Origin of the sequence: Pseudomonas sp. NFACC25, assembly GCF_900100935.1 — a bacterium.
Lineage (GTDB): Bacteria > Pseudomonadota > Gammaproteobacteria > Pseudomonadales > Pseudomonadaceae > Aquipseudomonas > Aquipseudomonas marginalis.
On record NZ_FMUC01000014.1, the window covers coordinates 84,640 to 103,373 of the forward strand.

Genomic DNA, 18,734 nt, shown 5'->3' on the forward strand with positions numbered 1-18,734 from the left:
ATTCAGGAGCTGACATGATAGAAGTTAAAGAAGCCGTACAACTCGCCAAGGCGGTCGCAAACGACTTTCTCGGGCAAGAAACAGCACTACAAGACCTGATGCTTGAGGAAGTAGAGTTAGACCCAGACAATAAAACCTGGGCAATAACACTGGGCTTCAATGTCCCCACCCCTAATAACTATGAAAGGCTAGGCGCATCTTTAGCCGGACAAATGCATGCAAGAAAATACAAAACATTCATCATCGACTCGGAGACTGGCGAGTTCCGCTCCATGAAGATTCGCGAAGTATGATCGAAGCCTACATCAAGCAATACCGAAGAAAAGGAATCATCGTTGATACTAACTTGCTGCTTCTGGCACTGATAGGAGGAACGTCCAGCATCGTGGAGTTCAAGAGAACACGCGGCTACAGCGATGCAGACTATCAACTTTTGCTCAAAGTGATTGACCAGTTCGAAAAACTTGTTTCAACCCCTCACATTCTCGCTGAAGTCAGCAACCTGACAAATGGACTTCATGGAAACAAGCTGCGCGATTTTTATGCAACGTTAAAAAACTCACTATCAACAATAATCGAGGTCCATCATCCAGCCTTGGATATAAGTCGCGATTATGAGCTTTCACCCTACGGCCTTACCGACGTTGGCATTGTTGCCGCAGCAAAAGATAACTATCTGGTTTTGACTGACGATCTCAGAGTCGCTGGGTTTGCTCATCAGCACTGCGTAGATGTCGTCAACTTCAATCATATACGGGAAGCCAGCTGGGAGGTCTAAGACCTGCCACACGATCATTCCCACACATATGCGCAGGAACGATCGCTCATCGAACTTGTTAACTACTCGCGGCGGTTGCCTGCCCTGCTCCTTCGTGCACCCTGTCAGCGAGCAATTGTGCCAGCTCGATCAACTGCGCAACGCCCAGTAATTCCTCGCGTGGTGCGCCTTCCAGGTTAAAGGCAAGGTCGCAACTCAGCGCGTTGGCCGAGGCAAGTGTTTCGCTGAGGTTGACCAACAGGTCTTCGGTGCTGATGCCATCGGCCACGGTGAACAGCCGGACGGGGGGATTGGGGGTGGGTTTGATCATTGTGAAGCTCCTCAGGAATGTGGAGCTGCCACTGATTCGCCGCGACGCGATAGGGTGGCAGCTGTACGCAGGTTCGCGGACCGGTCCCGAGGCAACCCGGCATACCCAAAGGTATCCCGCGCACAGCCGCCATAGCGCCGCACAGTAGACGATAAAAAAGCATCAACTGAAAGCAGACGATAGCGCTTTTGCTCTTAGGAAGTCGGGCCGCGACGCCCGTCCGCGGCATTTGCAGCGGTGTACGAAGACTAGAGATTGAGTTTCCTACCGGCAACCTCAAAGAGTTGTCGGAAGTTTCTGTGGAACGACCTCATATTCGGGCTGCGCGGCGGATCAAGGAGAATTTACCTACATGCGTAACGGAACCCGCTGACTACCTAGAACCGCATACCCTTGGCGATGATCCTCGACGCTTTGTCCTACGGCGTAAACATGAGGTTCACATGACTAACAAACCCCGTACGCAGCACCTGACTCGACCTGCTGAAAGCACAATTATCGAGCACATAATCGCGAACCCAGAGTTCGCGCACGCGCTAAGCCTTGAGGCCGACGAACTAAAATTGGATGAACCCGAAGTCGCAGCTCGATTAAACCAATGGCTGGAAAAAGCCCAATACCTATCTGACAGAAAGACGACGTTCACAGTTTTCGACGCTGCTGACCATCTCCACACACAAGAAGAGATGGATGCTTTCCTTGAAGCCTGTATCGAAGAAGACCCAGGCGATGGCTCATTGATCAAGGTGGCGCGAGCCGACATTGCCCGCGCGACTCGCAGGCTCAACGCGAAGCAATAGCCACACACAATCCAAAATGTGGGAGGGGCGTTGACTTGAAGATCGGCATCCTCTCGATTCCCCGTCTATCCTCAAACCCAGCACTGCGACACCAAACCACACCACCACTTTTTACTTATCCCCCCCGATCAGGCTAAATACCCGCCTGATCGTTTAACCCTACGGATTGTCCGCCATGGCCCGTCAACGCTTTGCAATTGCCTGGATCGCCTGCCTTGCAGTGCTGTTCAACGCCTTTGCCATGCCAATGGCCAGCGCGATGCAACAATCCAAGGACCCCGTGCAGCAATTGCTGTGGGGCAGTTTCTGTTCGTCCAATGGCGCCAGCCTGAAGACCATTGCCCTGGGCAAGCTGGAGATTCCGGCGCCGCAGCCGGACGATCATTCCACCATGCAGCATTGCTGGTGTTGCTCGGGCTCGGCGCCGTTGGTGGCGTTGCCGGGGCATGTGCCGCAGTTGTATCTCACGCGATTCGAGACGGTACAGCGTCAACCACACACCCCATTGCAAACCCCCACCCCGCGCCAGCAATGGCCGAGCCTTAACCCCCGCGCCTCTCCAACGTCCTGATCTTCTTCGCAAGTGAACTGCGTTTAGAACCGTTCTGGAGAACTGCCATGCTTAAATCTTCCCTGCTTCTGGCTGCGTTGCTGCTGCCGGTGTTCAGTGCTGCCAATGCCGAAGACTACAAGGCCGGCGACCTGCTGGTCAGCGATCCCTGGTCCCAGGAATTGCCGCCCAACGCGCCCACCGTCGCCGCGTATTTCGTGATTCATAACACCGGCGCTACCCCGGACCGCCTGCTCAGTGTCGACACACCAGTGGCCGACAAGGCCGAGCTGCATGAGCATGTGATGCAGGGCGACTTGATGAAGATGCAGCAAGTCCCCAGCGTTGCCGTACCGGCCAAGGGTGACCTGACCTTCGCGCCCATGGCGTATCACGTCATGTTGCTGGGCCTCAAGGACCGCAGCCTGCTGGCCGATGGCAAGCAATTCCCGCTGACCCTGACCTTTGAAAAAGCCGGCAAGGTCGAGGTGGAAGTGTCGGTACAGAAAGTACCGCCGATGGCCGGCCACGCGCACAAGCACCCTCAATAGACTGACTCCAGATGGGCGCCCCTCGCGCCAGGCTATCCCCACACCGCCGCGTGAAGCGCGGCAGTTGGATCAGCCTGTTCGCCATGCTGATGATCTTTATCGGTCCGCTGATTTCCCAAGCGATGCCGATGGATCATCACGCCGGTATGTCGATGAACATGTCCATGGACATGCCCGGCGACCACGGCGACGTCCATCACAAGAAAGCCCCTGACGAACACCACGCGCTCTGGTCCAAGTGCGGCTATTGCGACTTGCTCTACAGTTGCCCGGCCCTGCCCGGCAGCGTGTCATTCACGGCCATCGGTACCCCGCCGCCGGCCAATGCCCTTACCCCCGCACCGCGCCTGGGCCATGCCCGGCAGAGCATCTTCCCCGGCGCCCGCAGCCGCGCCCCGCCCATCGCCTCGTAAGCACCTGACACCGTTACTTCACCCCGGCCGACTTTAGACAGACAGCCGCAGGCTGCTGGCCGTGTTGTTTACGATTGATTGATGGAATTTGTCATGTCCAGGTTTACTGCTGACTCCCGTTTGGGAAGCACCTCTGTGCTCGCTGCCCTATGCGGCGCCCTGCTCGTTCCCCACGCCCAGGCCGATGAACACGCCGAGCATGAGCTGACGCCCACGGTGATCACCGCCATTGCGCCCAGCTCGCCGCTGACCGTGGTCACCAACCCCAAAGACCCACGCCAACCGGTGCCCGCCAGCGACGGCGGCGACTACCTCAAGACCATCCCCGGCTTCGCCCTGGTACGCAACGGCGGCACCAATGGCGACCCGGTGCTGCGCGGCATGTTCGGCTCGCGCCTGAACATCCTCACCAACGGCAGCATGATGCTCGGCGCCTGCCCCGGCAGGATGGATGCGCCGACCTCCTACATTTCGCCGGAAACCTACGACAAGCTCACCGTGATCAAAGGCCCGCAGACCGTACTCTGGGGCCCCGGTGCTTCAGCCGGCACCATCCTGTTCGAGCGCGAACCGGAACACTTCGGTGAACTCGGCACGCGGCTCAACGCGAGTGTGCTGGCCGGCTCCAACGGGCGCTTCGACAAGGTCATCGATGCCGCCGCCGGTGGGCCGCTGGGCTATGTGCGGGTGATCGGCAACCAGGCCCATGCCGATGACTACAAGGACGGCAACAACGACACCGTCGCCTCGCGCTACGACAAATGGAATGGCGACGTCGCCGTCGGCTTCACCCCGGATGCCGACACCCTGCTGGAGCTCACCGCCGGCCGTGGCGACGGCGAAGCGCGTTACGCCGGGCGCGGCATGGACGGTTCGCAGTTCCTGCGCGAAAGCCTGGGTCTGCGCTTCGAAAAATCGAATATCGGCGAAGTGCTGGATAAGGTCGAAGCCCAGGTCTACTACAACTACGCCGACCATGTGATGGACAACTACAGCCTGCGCACGCCCTCGGGCACCGGGATGATGGCCGGCCCCATGGCCTCCAACGTCGACCGCCGCACCCTCGGCGCGCGCATCAAGGCCACCTGGCGCTGGGCCGATGTGCAACTGATCAGCGGCCTGGATGCGCAGACCAACGAACACCGCCAACGTAGCAGCATGGGCATCGACACCTACAAGGACTTGCCCAAGGTCAAGGACGCCAACTTCCACAACTACGGCGTATTCGGCGAACTGACGTGGTACGCCGCCGACCGTGACCGCCTGATCACCGGCGCGCGCCTGGACCGCACCTCGGCCAAGGATTTCCGGCAAACCACCGGCTCCGGGATGAGTGCACGCGCCAACCCGACCGCCGACGACACCCGCGCCGATACGTTGCCCTCGGGTTTTATGCGTTATGAGCACGACCTGGCCGACAGCCCGACCACCCTCTATGCCGGCCTGGGCCACTCGGAGCGCTTCCCGGATTACTGGGAGCTGTTCTCGCCCAACACCGGCGCAGTCGGCTCGGTCAACGCCTTCGACGGCGTGAAGCCGGAGAAAACCACCCAGCTCGACGTCGGCGCGCAGTACAAAGCCGACAACCTCGAAGCCTGGGCCTCGGGCTACGTCGGCCAGGTGCGTGACTTCATCCTGTTCGACTACCGGGCGGGGATGATGGGCACCACCTCCCAGGCGCGCAATGTGGACGCGCGCATCATGGGCGGTGAACTCGGCGCGGCCTACAAACTGACGCAGAACTGGAAAGCCGATGCCACCCTCGCCTACGCCTGGGGCAAGAACAGCAGCGACGGCAAGGCCCTGCCGCAAATGCCACCGTTGGATGCACGCTTCGGCCTGACCTACAGCGAAGACGACTGGAGTGCCGGCGCGTTGTGGCGGGTAGTGGCGGCGCAGAACCGCATCGACCAGAACAAGGGCAATGTGGTCGGCAAGGACTACGACAAGAGCGGCGGTTTTGGCGTGTTCTCGGTCAATGGCGCCTATCGCATCAACAAGAATTTCAAGGTCAGCACCGGCGTCGACAACCTGTTCGGCAAAGCCTACGCCGAGCACCTGAACCTGGCCGGCAACGCCGGGTTCGGCTACCCGGCCAACGACCCGCAGGCCATCAAGGAGCCGGGGCGCACCCTGTGGACCAAGGTTGACATGAGCTTCTAAAAGCATCGCGGGCAAGCCCCCTCCCACAGTTGGAATGCATTCCACATGTGGGAGGGGGCTTGCCCCCGATAGCAGTCTGACCAACGACAAAAAATTCAAGCTTTGCGGAGCATCCCTGATGACCACTCAAAAAGTTTCCTTCTACAACCTGGCCTGGCGCTGGCACTTCTACGCCGGCCTCTTCGTCGCCCCTTTCATGGTGCTGCTGGCCCTGACCGGCATCATCTACCTGTTCAAACCCCAGCTCGATCCGCTGATGTACAGCGACCTGCTCAAGGTGCAAAGCGCCGAGCACGCCTTGAGCGCCGACGAACAGTTGCAACGCGCCCAGGCGGCCTTTCCCCAGGGCAAGATCAGCAAGTACCTGCCACCCGCCGACGCCACCAGCAGCGCGCAGTTCGTGATGCACGACGGCGGGCGCGAAGTGACAGTGTTCGTCGACCCCTATCGTGGCACCGTACTCGGTGAGCAGGATGCGAAAAACAACCTGCAAGCCATCGCCCGCGCCCTGCACGGCGAGCTGATGATCGGCACCGTCGGCGATCGCCTGGTGGAGCTCGCCGCCGGTTGGGGCGTGATGCTGGTGGTGTCCGGCCTGTACCTGTGGTGGCCGCGCGGCAAAACGTCGGCCGGGGTGTTATGGCCGCGTTTCACGAGCCGTGGCCGCGTGTTCTGGCGTGACCTGCATGCCGTCGCCGGCTTCTGGGGCGCGGCGTTTCTGCTGGTGATGCTGCTCAGCGGCATGACCTGGACCGGCTTCTGGGGCAAGCAATACGCCGACCTTTGGAACACTTTCCCGGCGGCGATGTGGAACAACGTGCCGCAGTCCGATCAGCAGGCGCGGGTGCTCAATACCGCAACGCAACAGACCGTGCCCTGGGCCATGGAAAACACGCCGATGCCGATGTCCGGCGACCATGCCGAACACATGAACCACGGCGCCATGCACGCTGCTCCCGCCGCGCCCACGGTGCGCCTGCAACAGGTGGTGGACCTGGCCACGGCACGCAAGGTCGAGCCCGGCTACAGCATCACTTTCCCCACCACTGCCGAAGGCGTGTTCACCGTCGCGGTGTTCGCCGACGACCCGCGCAACGACGCCACCCTGCATGTGGACCAGTACACCGGCAAAGTCCTCGCCGATGTGCGCTGGGCGCACTACAACACCGTGGCGCGGGCCACCGAGACCGGCGTGATGCTGCACGAGGGCAAGATGTTCGGCTGGGTGAACCAGCTGATCGTGCTGCTGATCTGCCTGATGATCCTGCTCAGCGCGGTGAGTGGCGTGTTGATCTGGTGGAAGCGTCGGCCCCAGGGCGGCCTGGGAGTTCCGCCGTTGCGTCATGACCTGCCGAAGTGGAAAACCGCGATGGTGATCATGCTCGGGCTGGCGCTCCTGTTCCCGCTGGTGGGCGCCTCGTTGATCGCGGTCTGGGCGCTGGATCGCCTGGTGTTTTCACGGTTGTTCAGCCAACGTGAATCCACCTCAGGTTCGCTATGAAGTAGGCGAGATGCCCTACATAGAGGCGTTAGGTAGTCTTACGCGGGCTTTCGCCAAAGACGCAGGAAGTGTTAACTTATAACACTTACTGCATACCTCAGCTCGCCGCGCCCAGCGGCGAGCACCGCCTCGAAGAAGCGATTTTCCGCCCAATGAACAAGTACCTAGTGTCCGGCCTGTGCCTGCTCGCCCTGCATGACAGCGCCCAGGCCCTGACCCTGCCCGCCAGCCCGGTGACCGCAGCGGCCGTGGATGACCAACACGTCGACCTGAACACACCGACCACCGCAGGCTCGCGCCTGAATCTCAGCGCGCTGCAAACCCCGGGCAGTGTCGAAAGCCAGACCGGCACGCAGATCCGCGCGCGTGGCGACGCCAGCGTGCAGGACGCCATTTCCCGTGCCACCGGCATCAGCCGCACCGGCACACCGGGCGATGGCGGCACCTCGCTGGCGGCCCGTGGCTTTACCGGCCAGGGCTCGGTGATGCAACTGTACGACGGCACCCGCATGTACATGGGCATGGGCACCTCGACCTTCCCGGTGGACACCTGGGCGGTGGAACGCGTAGACGTTTTGCGCGGCCCCGCCTCGGTGCTGTACGGCGAAGGCGCCACCGGTGCGGTGATCAATACCGTGCCGAAAAAACCCTTCGAAGGTGAGATCGAAAACCACCTCCGCCTCGGCTACGGCGCCTACGATCGCCAGCAACAGGCCCTGGACAGCGGCGGCTCGCTGACCGACACCCTGAGCTATCGCCTGAACCTCAACCGCCTGCGCAGCCACGGCTTTATCGACCATGGCGACTCCAGCAGCGACTTCGTCAGCGGCGCCCTGCGCTGGCAGGCGGCGGACAACCTGAGCTTCACCCTGGCCAGCGACTACGGCGACCAGCGCCCGCAGAACTACTTCGGCACGCCGCTGATCAATGGCCAGTTGCACAAGGGCCTGCGCGACAAGAACTACAACGTCAGTAACGACACCCAGCACTACAACGACCAGTGGACGCGCCTGACCAGCGAGTGGCAGATCACTGACAACGTCAGCGCCACCAATGAACTGTTCTACCTGAAGAACCAGCGCCGCTGGCAGAACGCCGAGAACTACAACGTCACCAACGGGCAACTGACCCGCAGCGGCAACTTCGGCATCAAGCACAACCAGGAACAGGTCGGCGATCGCCAGACCTTCACCTTCAAGCACAGCCTGTTCGGCCTCGACAGCCAGACCGTGACGGGCGTGGAATACAACCGCATCCGTTTCCGCCTGGCCAGCAACTCACCGTTCAACGACGCACTGCCCGGCGGCCAGCCGGTGGATATCAACGATCCGGCGCCCGCTCGGTTCGACAGCCAGAACCCGTTCAAACCGCTGTTCGCCACCACCACCAAAACCGTTGCCGGTTTCGCCGAAAACCGCCTGCAACTCACCGACCAACTGGCGCTGGTCACCGGCATCCGCCGCGACTATGCCCACGTCGAGCGCGATGATTTGCGTGACGCCAGCCAAAGCGACAAGACCCTCACCGGTAATAACTGGAAGGCCGGCCTGGTCTACGCAATCACCCCCGACACCTCGGTCTACGGCCAGTACGCCACCAGCACCGACGGGGTCGGCGGCCTGATTTCCCTGAGCCCTGGCCAGCAGCAGTTCGACCTCTCCACCGCCAGGCAAACCGAGATCGGCCTCAAGCAGGCCTTCTGGGATCAACGCGGCGAATGGACAGTGGCGGCCTACCATATCGTCAAGAAGAAACTGCTCACCGACATCCCCGGCAACCCGGACCTCAAGCAGCAAGTCGGCCAGCAATCCTCCAGCGGCCTGGAAGCCAGCCTCGACCTGCAACTGCCGCACGCCTGGGCGCTGCAAGCCAACGCAGCCGTCGTGCGGGCGCAGTACGACGACTTCAAACAGGCTGTCGACGGCGTACAAGTGTCCCGCGACGGCAATCGCCCGGTGGACGTGCCACGCCGCACCGCCAACCTTTGGCTGAGCAAGGCCCTGAGCGACGACATCCGCGCCGGTGCCGGGGTGCGCTATGTCGATGCACGGTATGCCGACATGGCCAACCAGAACGAGCTGCCGAGCTACACCGTGGTCGATGCCACGCTGTCGTGGAAGGCGATGCGCAACACCACCCTGGGCCTGCAACTGAACAACCTGTTCGACCGCACCTACGCGGTCAGCCAGTACAACGACGGCCAGCAATGGATCCTCGGTGAACCGCGCTCGTTCTTCGTCACGGCGGACTACACCTTCTAACTGACCCAAACACCGTTGGATCCCTGCAGGCCTTGAGAGACTTGATGACTTCACTCACCCTCACCCGCATCAACTGGGCCCCAGCGAACCACAGCCAACACCCGTTCCAACTGCGTGACGCAGGCCTTCACGTCGCTGCGGGGGAGTTCGTCGGGCTGATCGGCCCCAATGGCAGCGGCAAGACCAGCCTGTTGCGCTGCGCCTATCGGTTCACCCAGCCGGAGCGCGGCGACGTATTGCTCGCCCACCGGAACCTGTGGAAGCAAGGCGCCAAGTGGTGTGCGCAACGTATCGCCGTGGTGTTGCAGGAGTTCCCGGATGCCTTTGGCCTGCGAGTCGATGAAGTGGTCGCCATGGGCCGCACGCCCCACAAGGGCCTGTTCGACAGCGACACCCTGGAGGATCGGCAGCTGGTGCAACAGGCGCTGGTATCGGTGGGCATGCAGGGCTTTGAAGCGCATGCCTTCGCCACCCTCTCGGGCGGTGAAAAACAGCGCGTCATCCTCGCCCGCGCCCTGGCCCAGCAACCGCAATTACTGATCCTCGACGAGCCGACCAACCACCTCGATCCACGCTACCAGCTTGAGCTGTTGAGGCTGGTCAAGCGCCTGGGTATCGGCACCCTGGCCAGCATCCACGACCTCAACCTGGCCGCCGCTTTTTGTGATCGGCTCTACGTGATCGACCACGGGCGCATCGTCGCCAGCGGCACGCCTCACCAGGTGCTGACCACTGAACTGCTGCGCGATGTGTTCGGCGTCGAGGCGCTGATCGACACTCATCCCCTGGCCGACCATCCCCGCATCACCTGGATAACCCAACCATGATCCTGCGCGCCTTCGCCCTTGTGGCCCTGCTGTTCGGTGCTTCGTCAGCCTTCGCTGAAGCCACCCATTACCCGGTCACCGTCAAAAGCTGCAACCGCGACGTGACCTTCCGGGAGGCGCCGAAGCATGCGGTGAGCCATGACATCAACATGACCCAGATGATGCTCGCCCTGGGCCTCAAACCGCGGATGGCCGGCTACAGCGGCATCACCGGCTGGAAGTCGGTCACCCCGGACATGGCCCGGACTCTCGATGGCCTGCCGGAACTGGCGAGCAAGTACCCGTCAGTGGAAACCCTGCTCAATGCCAATGTGGATTTCTTCTTTGCCGGCTGGGACTACGGCATGCGCGTGGGCGGCGACCTGACGCCGAACACCCTGCAGCCGCTGGGGATCAACGTGTACGAGCTGACCGAGTCGTGCGCCTTCGTGATGAAGCGCCCGGCCGCGACCCTGGACGACACCTATAACGACCTGCGCAACCTGGGCAGGATTTTCGACGTGCAGGACCGCGCCAATGCCTTGATCGCGCAGATGCAGGCACAGGTCGCCGAGGTGCAGACAGACCTGCCCGCCCACAAGCCGCGCGTGTTCCTCTACGACAGCGGTGAAGACCGCGCCATGACCTCCGGCCGCCTCGGCATGCCCCAGGCGCTGATCGACGCGGCCGGCGGGCGCAACATCCTCGATGACGTCGACGCCAGCTGGACCCGCGTCAACTGGGAGATGGTGGTGGAGCGCAATCCACAGGTGATCGTGATCGTCGACTACAGCGAAGTCACCGCCGATCAAAAACAGCAGTTCCTGCTCAACAACCCGGCGCTGCAAGGGGTGGACGCGATCAGGAACCAGCGCTTTATCGTGATCCCGTATGTACAAGCCACGCCGGGCATCGATAACGTGCTGGCGGTGGAAACCCTGGCCAAGGGGTTCCACGGCGAATGATCACCCGTCGTTACCCCCTGTTGCTTGCCGTCCTGGGCGCATTGCTGCTGGTGTCCTGTGTGATATCCCTGGGCTTTGGCCCGGCGCGGGTACCGGCGGACGTGGTGTGGCGCATCCTGCTGTACAAGGTCTTCGGCATCGGCGAAGTGAGTTGGTCGGCCGGGCAGGCACCTATCGTCTGGCTGATCCGCGTGCCGCGCATGCTGCTGGGGGCGTTGGTGGGGGCCGGGCTGGCGTTGATCGGTGCGGTGTTGCAGGCGGTCACGCGTAATCCGCTGGCCGATCCGCACCTGCTGGGTGTCACTTCCGGCGCGACCCTGGGCGCGGTGATCGTGGTGCTGCATGTAGGCGAGATCATCGGTCTGCTGACCTTGCCCATCGCCGCCTTTATCGGCGCCCTGTCGAGCATGATCGTGGTGCTCGCGGTAGCCAGTCGCAATGGCCGGCTGGAGAGTGATCGCCTGTTGCTGTGCGGCGTGGCAGTGTCGTTCGTGATGATGGCGGCGGCCAATCTGCTGCTGTTCATGGGCGACCATCGCGCCGCCTCGGCGGTGATGTTCTGGATGCTCGGCGGCCTCGGCCTGGCACGCTGGGAACTGCTGGCGATTCCGGGCGCCAGCGTAGTGCTCGGGCTGCTGGTGCTGGTGGGCATGGCCCGCCCGTTGAACGCGCTGATGGCCGGCGAACAGACCGCCGTGACCCTTGGCCTGAACGCCCGCAATGTACGGCTGAAGGTGTTCCTGGTCGCCTCGTTGATGACCGGCGTGCTGGTGTCCATCAGCGGCTCCATCGGCTTTGTCGGGCTGATGGTGCCGCACATCGCCCGGCGCCTGGTGGGCGCCGAGCATCGTCGCTTGCTGCCAGTGTGTGCATTGCTGGGCAGCCTGTTCCTGATCTGGGTCGATGTGGCGGCGCGCACCTTGATCGCCCCCGAAGACCTGCCGATCGGCGTGGCCACGGCGGCGATCGGCGGCCTGTTCTTCATCGGCCTGATGCGCAAGCGCTGACGTTTACAGCTCGTCGCGGTCGCGCAGGCTCAGCGGTTCGTCGACCTCGGGCACGGCGACTTCCAGGCCATTGGAGCGCTCCACTTGCCGTTCGGACAGTAGACCCTCGTTCATCCAGAAGTCGTCCTTGTCCAGCACGAACAGCTTGCCGGTCCTGGCCACGCCCTTCAGGAACACGGTGGGATACACGTCGGGACCGCCCACCAGGACCCGGCTTTCCTGCGCCGAATAACTGGGCAGGTACTTCAACAACGCCCCGGCCTGGCTCGACAGATACAGACCCGGCGACGGCCGCGACAGCCCGCGCAACACCCTGATGAAATAACTCAGGAAGGTCGGCGCCACGAAATGACGCGTCAGGGCGATATCTTTCGGCGCCCGGCTGTCGGTGGCCGGCATGCTGTTGTAGAGCAGATGGACACCCGCAACCGCATATGGCTGCGGAAAGTCCGGCAGGGGCGCTGGCGGCACCGCCGGTTGTACAGGGCCCAGCGGCCCGCTGTAGAACAGGCGCAGAATCAGCGACTGGTCGGCCCCGGCCGCTACCGGCAAGGTAGCCAGGAACGACGTGCCCGCCGCATTGGCGAGTATCGCCGAGAGGTACTGTTTGCCCTGATACGGCGAAAGCTGGCGCCGGAGATAGCGCGCGGCATCATCCCCATCGGAAAAAACCGGACCGCAGGCCGCACGCCAAGGCGGCACAAACACCTCATCGACACCGGGTTTCCAGAACGTATCGACACGATTGCGCGTGGTCCAGACCTCGCCTCGGACCAGCGTATCCAGGACCCCTTTGTCGAGCAGGCGATGGACGTAACTGAGCAGGGTCATCCGGCCTGCGCGCAACTGCTGCCGTGTTTCAAGCAGCGAGCCCCACGAATCCAGCTGCGCATCCGTGCCCAGGTATTGATACCTGAGCAGGGCACCATCCGCGCATGACAGGTAAAACGTGAGTTGCTTGCCCCTGATTCCGTGAATCGAGAAGCGGATGCCGATGTCCATGTCCGTGGGCGAAAAAAATGCCTGGTGCAACGGATCCGTGGCCGGCGTGACGCTGTCGCTGCTGGCACACAGGTAGAAGCCTTCCAGCCCATAGCCCTGGGGGAAAAGACCGTCGGGAAAGACTTGCGCAAAGTCACGATAACTCTGGCGCACCAGCGGCATGCTGACCATGTAGTGCCCGTTTTTCTGCGATTTGAACACGTAGCCGAACTGCAGGTGTTCGCCATGCCGACGATGCTGATGGGCATACCGCACCGCGTCCTGCTCCTGGGTGAACAGCGGGCTGAACGCCGGGTCTGCCAGTGCGTTCCGGATCGCCAATGGCGCGGGGCGGTCGCTATTGACGATGAAGGCGCCAAGGATCCGGCGTGGCGTGCCCCACGTCGGGCTGCCCTCCACCACCCGCAAGACACCCGCATTGGCCAGGCGCGTGACAAATTCGCCAGGCGCCAGCGCGGCGTTGCGAATCTGACGTTCGAGCAGGTTTTCCAGGCGATCGCGTCGTGTCTCGTCGAGGGGCAAAAGCTGTTTTCTCAGCGCTTCCTCCAGCGCGGAGTGGCTGCGTGTGTAGCTCACCACACAGCCATCGGAACCCAGCAGGTACTCGCGGTTCAGGCGTGCGTCCTGGCCTGCGAGGGCCGAAGAAATCACGCGGGTGGACAGCATGTTGCGATAGAGGCCGGCCTGCGCCAGTTCGAGTACGAAGGGCAACTCCCGGGCCGGGCTGGAGCGGTAACGTGCAACCACCGTATGGGCCGCCGGGAAGCCACCGGTACTGACCACCTCATCCGGGAAAATCCACTTGGGGTCGAAGTCTTCCTGGGGCACCTTGAGCGGTTCGGTGGCGACAAACAGGCCATCGGGACGCTGCAGAATCAACCCGCCCAGCAGACCATTGCCCTGCAGCAGCGAACGGACGTGCCGGGCCGCATCGTCCTGGGAATGAAAGGCCGGGCCCAGGCGACGGCGGATGAAGTTGGCGTAGGGGCGCCAGGCCACGCCACCCTGGCCTACCGCTCCCCGGCGGTCCCAGCACTGGCTGGTGTAGAGCACCCGCAGGTCCGCAGGCTGGGCGACCTGTGACACATAGCGCTGGACGTCCAGCGTCCCGTTGTGCAGGTTCATCCCGGCGATGATCACGCCCGTGCCGTCGGTGGCCTCCTTGAGCAGGGAGGATGCCGGAGGTTGGTAGCGCAACAAGGCGCCATCGTGTGTCGACACATACACCGGCAGTATCGCAGTGGCTGCCGGGCGCGGCAGATGCCGGGCATCCTGTTCGGCGCGCAGCAGCACCTCGGGGGTGATGAAGAACCGTGCCAGCCAGGCCTCGGGGGTGGGCAATCCCGCCGGCACCCATTGCTGCGAAAACAGCAGGCCGGCCAGCTCGAACCCCTTGGCGAATTCGCCACCGGCCAGATAACCGACGCCCCTGGAGGAGTCACTCAACCAACGCCCGCCGGAGGTGATCGCCAGCAGTTCACTGACCACAAACTCATCGCGCTGCGGATGCTTGAGGATGTACGCCGTGCAGCGTTGCGCATCCAGGTTCCTGCCGTACCAGCGCACATGGGCATTGAGTGCCGCGGCATCGAGACTGTCGAAGATCGCGCCGAACGCCGGTGCCTGCAGATCGACTTCGGCGTAGTCGAAGTTGGGCGTCCAGTCGTTGTAGACCCGGCCGCGCGGCCCCCACAACGCGCTGCGCACCAGCACGCTCAAGGTGCCGGCATCGGCCAGCCGGGCGACGATGTCCACCGGCTTGAGCCGGCCGCTCTCCAACCGCTCGAAATAGCCATGCTGGCCTGCTTCGCGCCGGGTATTGCTCAGTACCAGCAGCTCATTGGCCGAGCCACTGGGGCGATAGCTGATCAGGTTATTCGGCGAACCGCTCAGATAGGCCGGCAGCCGCGACTCGATCACCGAACGGATCTCCACATCGGAGAACAGCGTGGCGTTGACTTCCAGATCGGCCAGCGTCCAGCCAAGACGCCGCTGGCGTTCCAGGTCAGCCACGGATAACGCGGTATGCGAACTGTAGCGCGCATACAGCTGATGGCCCGCAGGCGGCACCAGATAAGCACTGCCGTTGGCAGGGCGCAGCAGGTCGGAGGCGAAGCCGTCGCCGGAAATGGCCACCGGCTCAGTGAATACAAATCGCCCATCGTCCCGCTTGAGGACATACCCGGCATAGGCATTGCTGCGGCGAACGCCGATGCGTTCATGGGCATGCCGCGCGGCGTCGTCCGCGGTCAGGAACATCCCGCTCAAGGGCAGCGCGCCTGAACCGAGCGGCAAGTGCTCGCTGTCATACAACGGCCCGAGGGTGTTCCACAGGCCGCCTTGCTGGACCACCGACAACGCGCCCGCGCGAATCACTCGGCGCACGAAGTCCCGCGGCGACAACGTGCCGTCGAGCAAGGCCGCTTCATTGCCGTTGTCGGTCACGGTTTGGCCGTCGACGACAAACAGCTCGTTGGCAGACGAGGCACTCGGCACCTGCCAGTGCAGCAAAGCGTTATCAGCGGTGCGCAGATACAGCTTGAGACCAAGCTCAGCGAGCTGGATACCGGTGCTGGCGATCGCTTGCCTCATGGCGTCCACCAGCAACGGCGGCGTAGCAAACCGCTTGTACAGCCACGCCTCCTTGGGCGGAAGGCGCTCCGGCGCCTGGGCCGGCTGGGCGTGGTAGAGGCCCACCAGGCGATAATTCGGCACCAGCCTTGGCTCACCGCGGTCCCCCACGGGAAACAGACTGTCCAGGGTCGTCCCCAACGGCGCCGGCAACGTAGCGATGTAATTCGAGGTGGTACGGTGTTTCAGCACCACGCCCACCGCCGCCTGCCCCAGCAAGTCGACGCTGCTCAGGGCGACCAGCACCGCGCTGTGCCCCATCGACAGCAGCGGGGTAAAAAACGGCAGGTCCTGCACCGAGGTGACAGGGCTGCCCAGGGTCCAGCCGTGCAGCACACGCCCCCGCACCCCACCCCAGACCTTGCTGCCCACCACGACCCGCAGGTCCCCGGCCTGCGCCAGGTTCCACACCGCCCCCTCGAACGCGGTGAGAGGCTGCGCCGGCTCGATCCCCGTCAACTGCCGCAACAGGGATTGTTCGGCCTGGGAACCGCTGCTCGTGTACTTGAGCAATGCGCCGTCAGGACCGGACAGATAATGCACCGGGGTGAAATCACGGTGGGACAGGGCAAACACCTGATCGGCATTCGAGAAGAAGCTGCCGGTCAGCGCAACCTGGTCCGGGTTGAAGCCCGGGTTGTAGCGCTCCACCTCGCCAGGCTCGGCCGGATAGGAACGGTAGAAGCCCTGGCATTCATAAGAGGGCGGAGCAATGAACCGGGCGCGATCATCCGTGCCCAGGAGGGTGAGGAAGTCGAACCGCACGCCGGTGCTGACTTGCGGCTCGGTGGCAAAGAAATGCCCGCCAGGCTTTTTCAGGATGACTCCACCGAACTCACGCTCGCGTCGCGTCCCGATACGCCGGTGAGCCCACAGTGCCGCATCATCCGCAGACACAAACGCCGGGCTCAAGGCCGGCAGGGAAGCCACGGCGGTCGCGGCGCTCGGCAGGGACGGCGCAGCGGCAAACGCTCGCCAGTGCCGGTCAATGGCGCCAGGCGGCCCCCATAGCGCATTGCCCAGGACCACCCGCAGGCGACTGACCCCAGCCAACTTGCGCACGCCTTCGGCAGGCGCATAGGTACCGTCCGCCAGGTCTCTGGCAATCAGGCTGCCGCCCGGCGCCGGCGCGAACAATCGCGTGAATGCGGCCTGGTCCGCCCCTTCCGGCTCCAGCACAAGCAGGCTGTCTGCAGCGCCGGAGAGGTAGCCCGGCACGCGCAGTTGATGAATCCTGTGGGCCTCGACGTCAGTAAAGCCCTGGAAGTAGACACTGGCATCGTCGCGGGTCCACTTCGTCTTGAAGTCGGCATCGAGGTTCTCCCATGACAACGCCATGTGCGAGCCGAACCAGGCGTGCAGTTGATAACCACCGGGCAACGCCAACTGTTTGCTGTAAGCGTCCCACGGATAGAACCCCTGGAACCCATAAGGGTTGGTGCCCGCCTGCAGCAATTGCGTCAGTACAAAGTGCTGGTCGGGGTGCTTCAGAATCAGCGCCACATAGGCGCGGTCACGGCGCTCGCCCACCTGCGCATGGGCAAACTGTGCGGCCTTGTCGGCCGACGAAAACGCCTGGCCGAGGCTGGCCTGCTTGAAGGGGAAGCGTGCATAGGGCGTCCAGTTGTTCTCGACCACGCCTTCCACGTCCCACAGCGGGCTGGTCTGTTCGACGCTCAACTCACCGGCTTCGGCCACCTGTTTCACAAACTGGCGCGGGGTCAGGGTTCCCGCCGCGAGGGCCAGGTCAAGGCCGGGCTCATCGGTGGTGAACAATCGCGTTTCCGCCGGTGAGCCGCTGAACCGGTAGCGCAGCAAGGCATTGTCCTTGGTGCGCAGGTACAGCGAGATGCCCAGCACGGAGGGCGCCGTATGCATGTAGCGGCGGGCCTTGGCGATGTAGGCCGCCAGCTCCCGAGGGCTGAAGAACTGCTGGTACAGCCACGGTTCCACCGTCGGAAACTGCGCCGGCACCGGCCGCGACAGATAGAAGAAGCCCTGCAGGTGAAAGCCCTCCGGCAAGGGTGGCCCGCCCGCCAGCAAAGGCAGGTGGTTGTCGGTGGGCAACTGCTCTGCACTGCTGAGTACGAAGGGCTGGGTGGCGGCGAACTCATCGCGCAGCTCATGCTTGAGCAGCAGGGCCATCTGGCTGACATTCGGCATGCGCCGCATGCGCGCCTGCACGGCGTTGAGCGCCTGGGTGACCTCGGGATACACCGCCCCGCAGGCGATGGTGGGCTGGCCGCTGTTCAATGGCAGATAGGGCCGCCAGCGCTGATCGATGACACCGGGCACCCCGCCCCAGTCATCGCTGGCGACCAGCAACGACAGGCGGCCTACCGACGCCACTTTCCTGATAAAGCCTTCGAGCGTGCCATCGTGACCATCGGCGGGCACGGCTGTACTGACGTCGTCGATCCAGTCGACAAACTTGCGCTCGGCCTCGGAAAAACCCGGCTGGTACTTGAGCAATACGCCCTGGGGGCCCGACAAGTAGGCGGTGCCGAACGCACGCCCTTCGTAGTGGTTGAAGACCACATCGCGGGTGGAAAAAAAGCTGTTGAAGATACGCACCTGGCGGTCCCGATAACCGGGATTGAGGGCCTTGAGCTGGGCAAACTGGTCAGGGTGAGAATGCACCCCGCCCACCAGTTTGTAGCCCTCAGGATCGAGGAACTCGTTCTGCGCCCCGCGCTCCAGCAACAGCGAAAAGTCGAACGTCGCCGCCTTGCCGGGAATCGGCTCGGTGGCAAACACTTTGCTATCGGCCAGGCGCTGGAGAATGACACTGCCGTACTCGCGGTCGCGCTTGTCGCCAATGCGCTCGTGCACATAGCGTGCAGCATCGTCGGCACTGATAAACCCAGGGCTGAGGGTATATCGAAGGCCCCTCGCTGCCGCGCGCTCCTCTCTGGATAAATGCTCTTGCATGACACTCCCTTGATCATGTTCGTCGTCGGTGCCCATGGGCACCGGGCTCGCACAACGCTTGCCAT

General features: G+C 62.9%; 14 protein-coding genes. 12 read left to right on the forward strand and 2 right to left on the reverse strand.

Going from position 1 to position 18,734, the window contains the following annotated elements:
* The first annotated feature begins 14 nt into the window (after window positions 1-14).
* Both BLQ09_RS25250 and BLQ09_RS25255 read left to right on the forward strand, forming a co-directional pair.
* Window positions 15-293, forward strand: coding sequence for a hypothetical protein (locus tag BLQ09_RS25250; RefSeq protein WP_027607745.1), 279 nt, complete (start codon window positions 15-17; stop codon window positions 291-293).
* Window positions 290-778, forward strand: coding sequence for a PIN domain-containing protein (locus tag BLQ09_RS25255; protein ID WP_027607744.1), 489 nt, complete (start codon window positions 290-292; stop codon window positions 776-778). The genes BLQ09_RS25250 and BLQ09_RS25255 overlap by 4 nt, the downstream gene beginning before the upstream one ends.
* Before the next feature lie 58 nt (window positions 779-836).
* On the opposite strand, the gene BLQ09_RS25260 is transcribed toward BLQ09_RS25255, so the two are convergent.
* Window positions 837-1,088 carry a DUF6124 family protein gene (locus BLQ09_RS25260; RefSeq protein ID WP_027607743.1) on the reverse strand — a complete coding sequence of 84 codons (252 nt, stop codon included), beginning with the start codon at window positions 1,086-1,088 and terminating at the stop codon, window positions 837-839.
* A 443-nt stretch (window positions 1,089-1,531) separates the two neighbouring features.
* Here BLQ09_RS25260 and BLQ09_RS25265 point away from each other — a divergent pair, with 443 nt between their 5' ends.
* From BLQ09_RS25265 to BLQ09_RS25310, 10 genes are all read left to right on the forward strand, one after another.
* A complete protein-coding gene (locus BLQ09_RS25265) occupies window positions 1,532-1,888 on the forward strand; it encodes a helix-turn-helix domain-containing transcriptional regulator (RefSeq protein ID WP_043293782.1) in 357 nt (118 codons plus the stop codon).
* A gap of 175 nt (window positions 1,889-2,063) precedes the next feature.
* A complete protein-coding gene (locus BLQ09_RS25270; protein ID WP_027607742.1) occupies window positions 2,064-2,459 on the forward strand; it encodes a DUF2946 domain-containing protein in 396 nt (131 codons plus the stop codon).
* Between the two features lie 47 nt (window positions 2,460-2,506).
* Window positions 2,507-2,989, forward strand: coding sequence for a copper chaperone PCu(A)C (locus BLQ09_RS25275; RefSeq protein ID WP_027607741.1), 483 nt, complete (start codon window positions 2,507-2,509; stop codon window positions 2,987-2,989).
* A gap of 11 nt (window positions 2,990-3,000) precedes the next feature.
* Entirely contained in the window at window positions 3,001-3,402 is a 402-nt protein-coding gene (locus BLQ09_RS25280; RefSeq protein WP_027607740.1) for a DUF2946 domain-containing protein, read from the forward strand.
* 93 nt (window positions 3,403-3,495) lie between these two features.
* The gene (locus BLQ09_RS25285; protein WP_027607739.1) at window positions 3,496-5,565 is read left to right on the forward strand and encodes a TonB-dependent copper receptor; all 2,070 of its coding nucleotides are present in this window, start codon (window positions 3,496-3,498) and stop codon (window positions 5,563-5,565) included.
* Between the two features lie 118 nt (window positions 5,566-5,683).
* Entirely contained in the window at window positions 5,684-7,066 is a 1,383-nt protein-coding gene (locus tag BLQ09_RS25290; protein ID WP_027607738.1) for a PepSY-associated TM helix domain-containing protein, read from the forward strand.
* Window positions 7,067-7,218: 152 nt separating this feature from the next.
* On the forward strand, window positions 7,219-9,327 hold the full coding sequence (locus BLQ09_RS25295) for a TonB-dependent receptor (protein WP_092358938.1): 2,109 nt from the start codon (window positions 7,219-7,221) through the stop codon (window positions 9,325-9,327).
* 44 nt (window positions 9,328-9,371) lie between these two features.
* A complete protein-coding gene (locus tag BLQ09_RS25300) occupies window positions 9,372-10,154 on the forward strand; it encodes an ABC transporter ATP-binding protein (RefSeq protein ID WP_092358940.1) in 783 nt (260 codons plus the stop codon).
* Window positions 10,151-11,098 (forward strand): ABC transporter substrate-binding protein, encoded by a 948-nt coding sequence (locus BLQ09_RS25305; RefSeq protein ID WP_027607735.1) that lies wholly within the window; start codon window positions 10,151-10,153, stop codon window positions 11,096-11,098. Before BLQ09_RS25300 ends, BLQ09_RS25305 begins: the two co-directional genes overlap by 4 nt.
* Window positions 11,095-12,105: a FecCD family ABC transporter permease gene (locus tag BLQ09_RS25310; protein ID WP_092358942.1), complete on the forward strand. Its 1,011-nt coding sequence runs from the start codon at window positions 11,095-11,097 to the stop codon at window positions 12,103-12,105. Before BLQ09_RS25305 ends, BLQ09_RS25310 begins: the two co-directional genes overlap by 4 nt.
* Before the next feature lie 3 nt (window positions 12,106-12,108).
* Here the strand turns inward: BLQ09_RS25310 and BLQ09_RS25315 are convergent, their stop codons facing one another.
* Entirely contained in the window at window positions 12,109-18,669 is a 6,561-nt protein-coding gene (locus BLQ09_RS25315) for a DUF4329 domain-containing protein (RefSeq protein ID WP_159457358.1), read from the reverse strand.
* Window positions 18,670-18,734 lie beyond the last annotated feature (65 nt).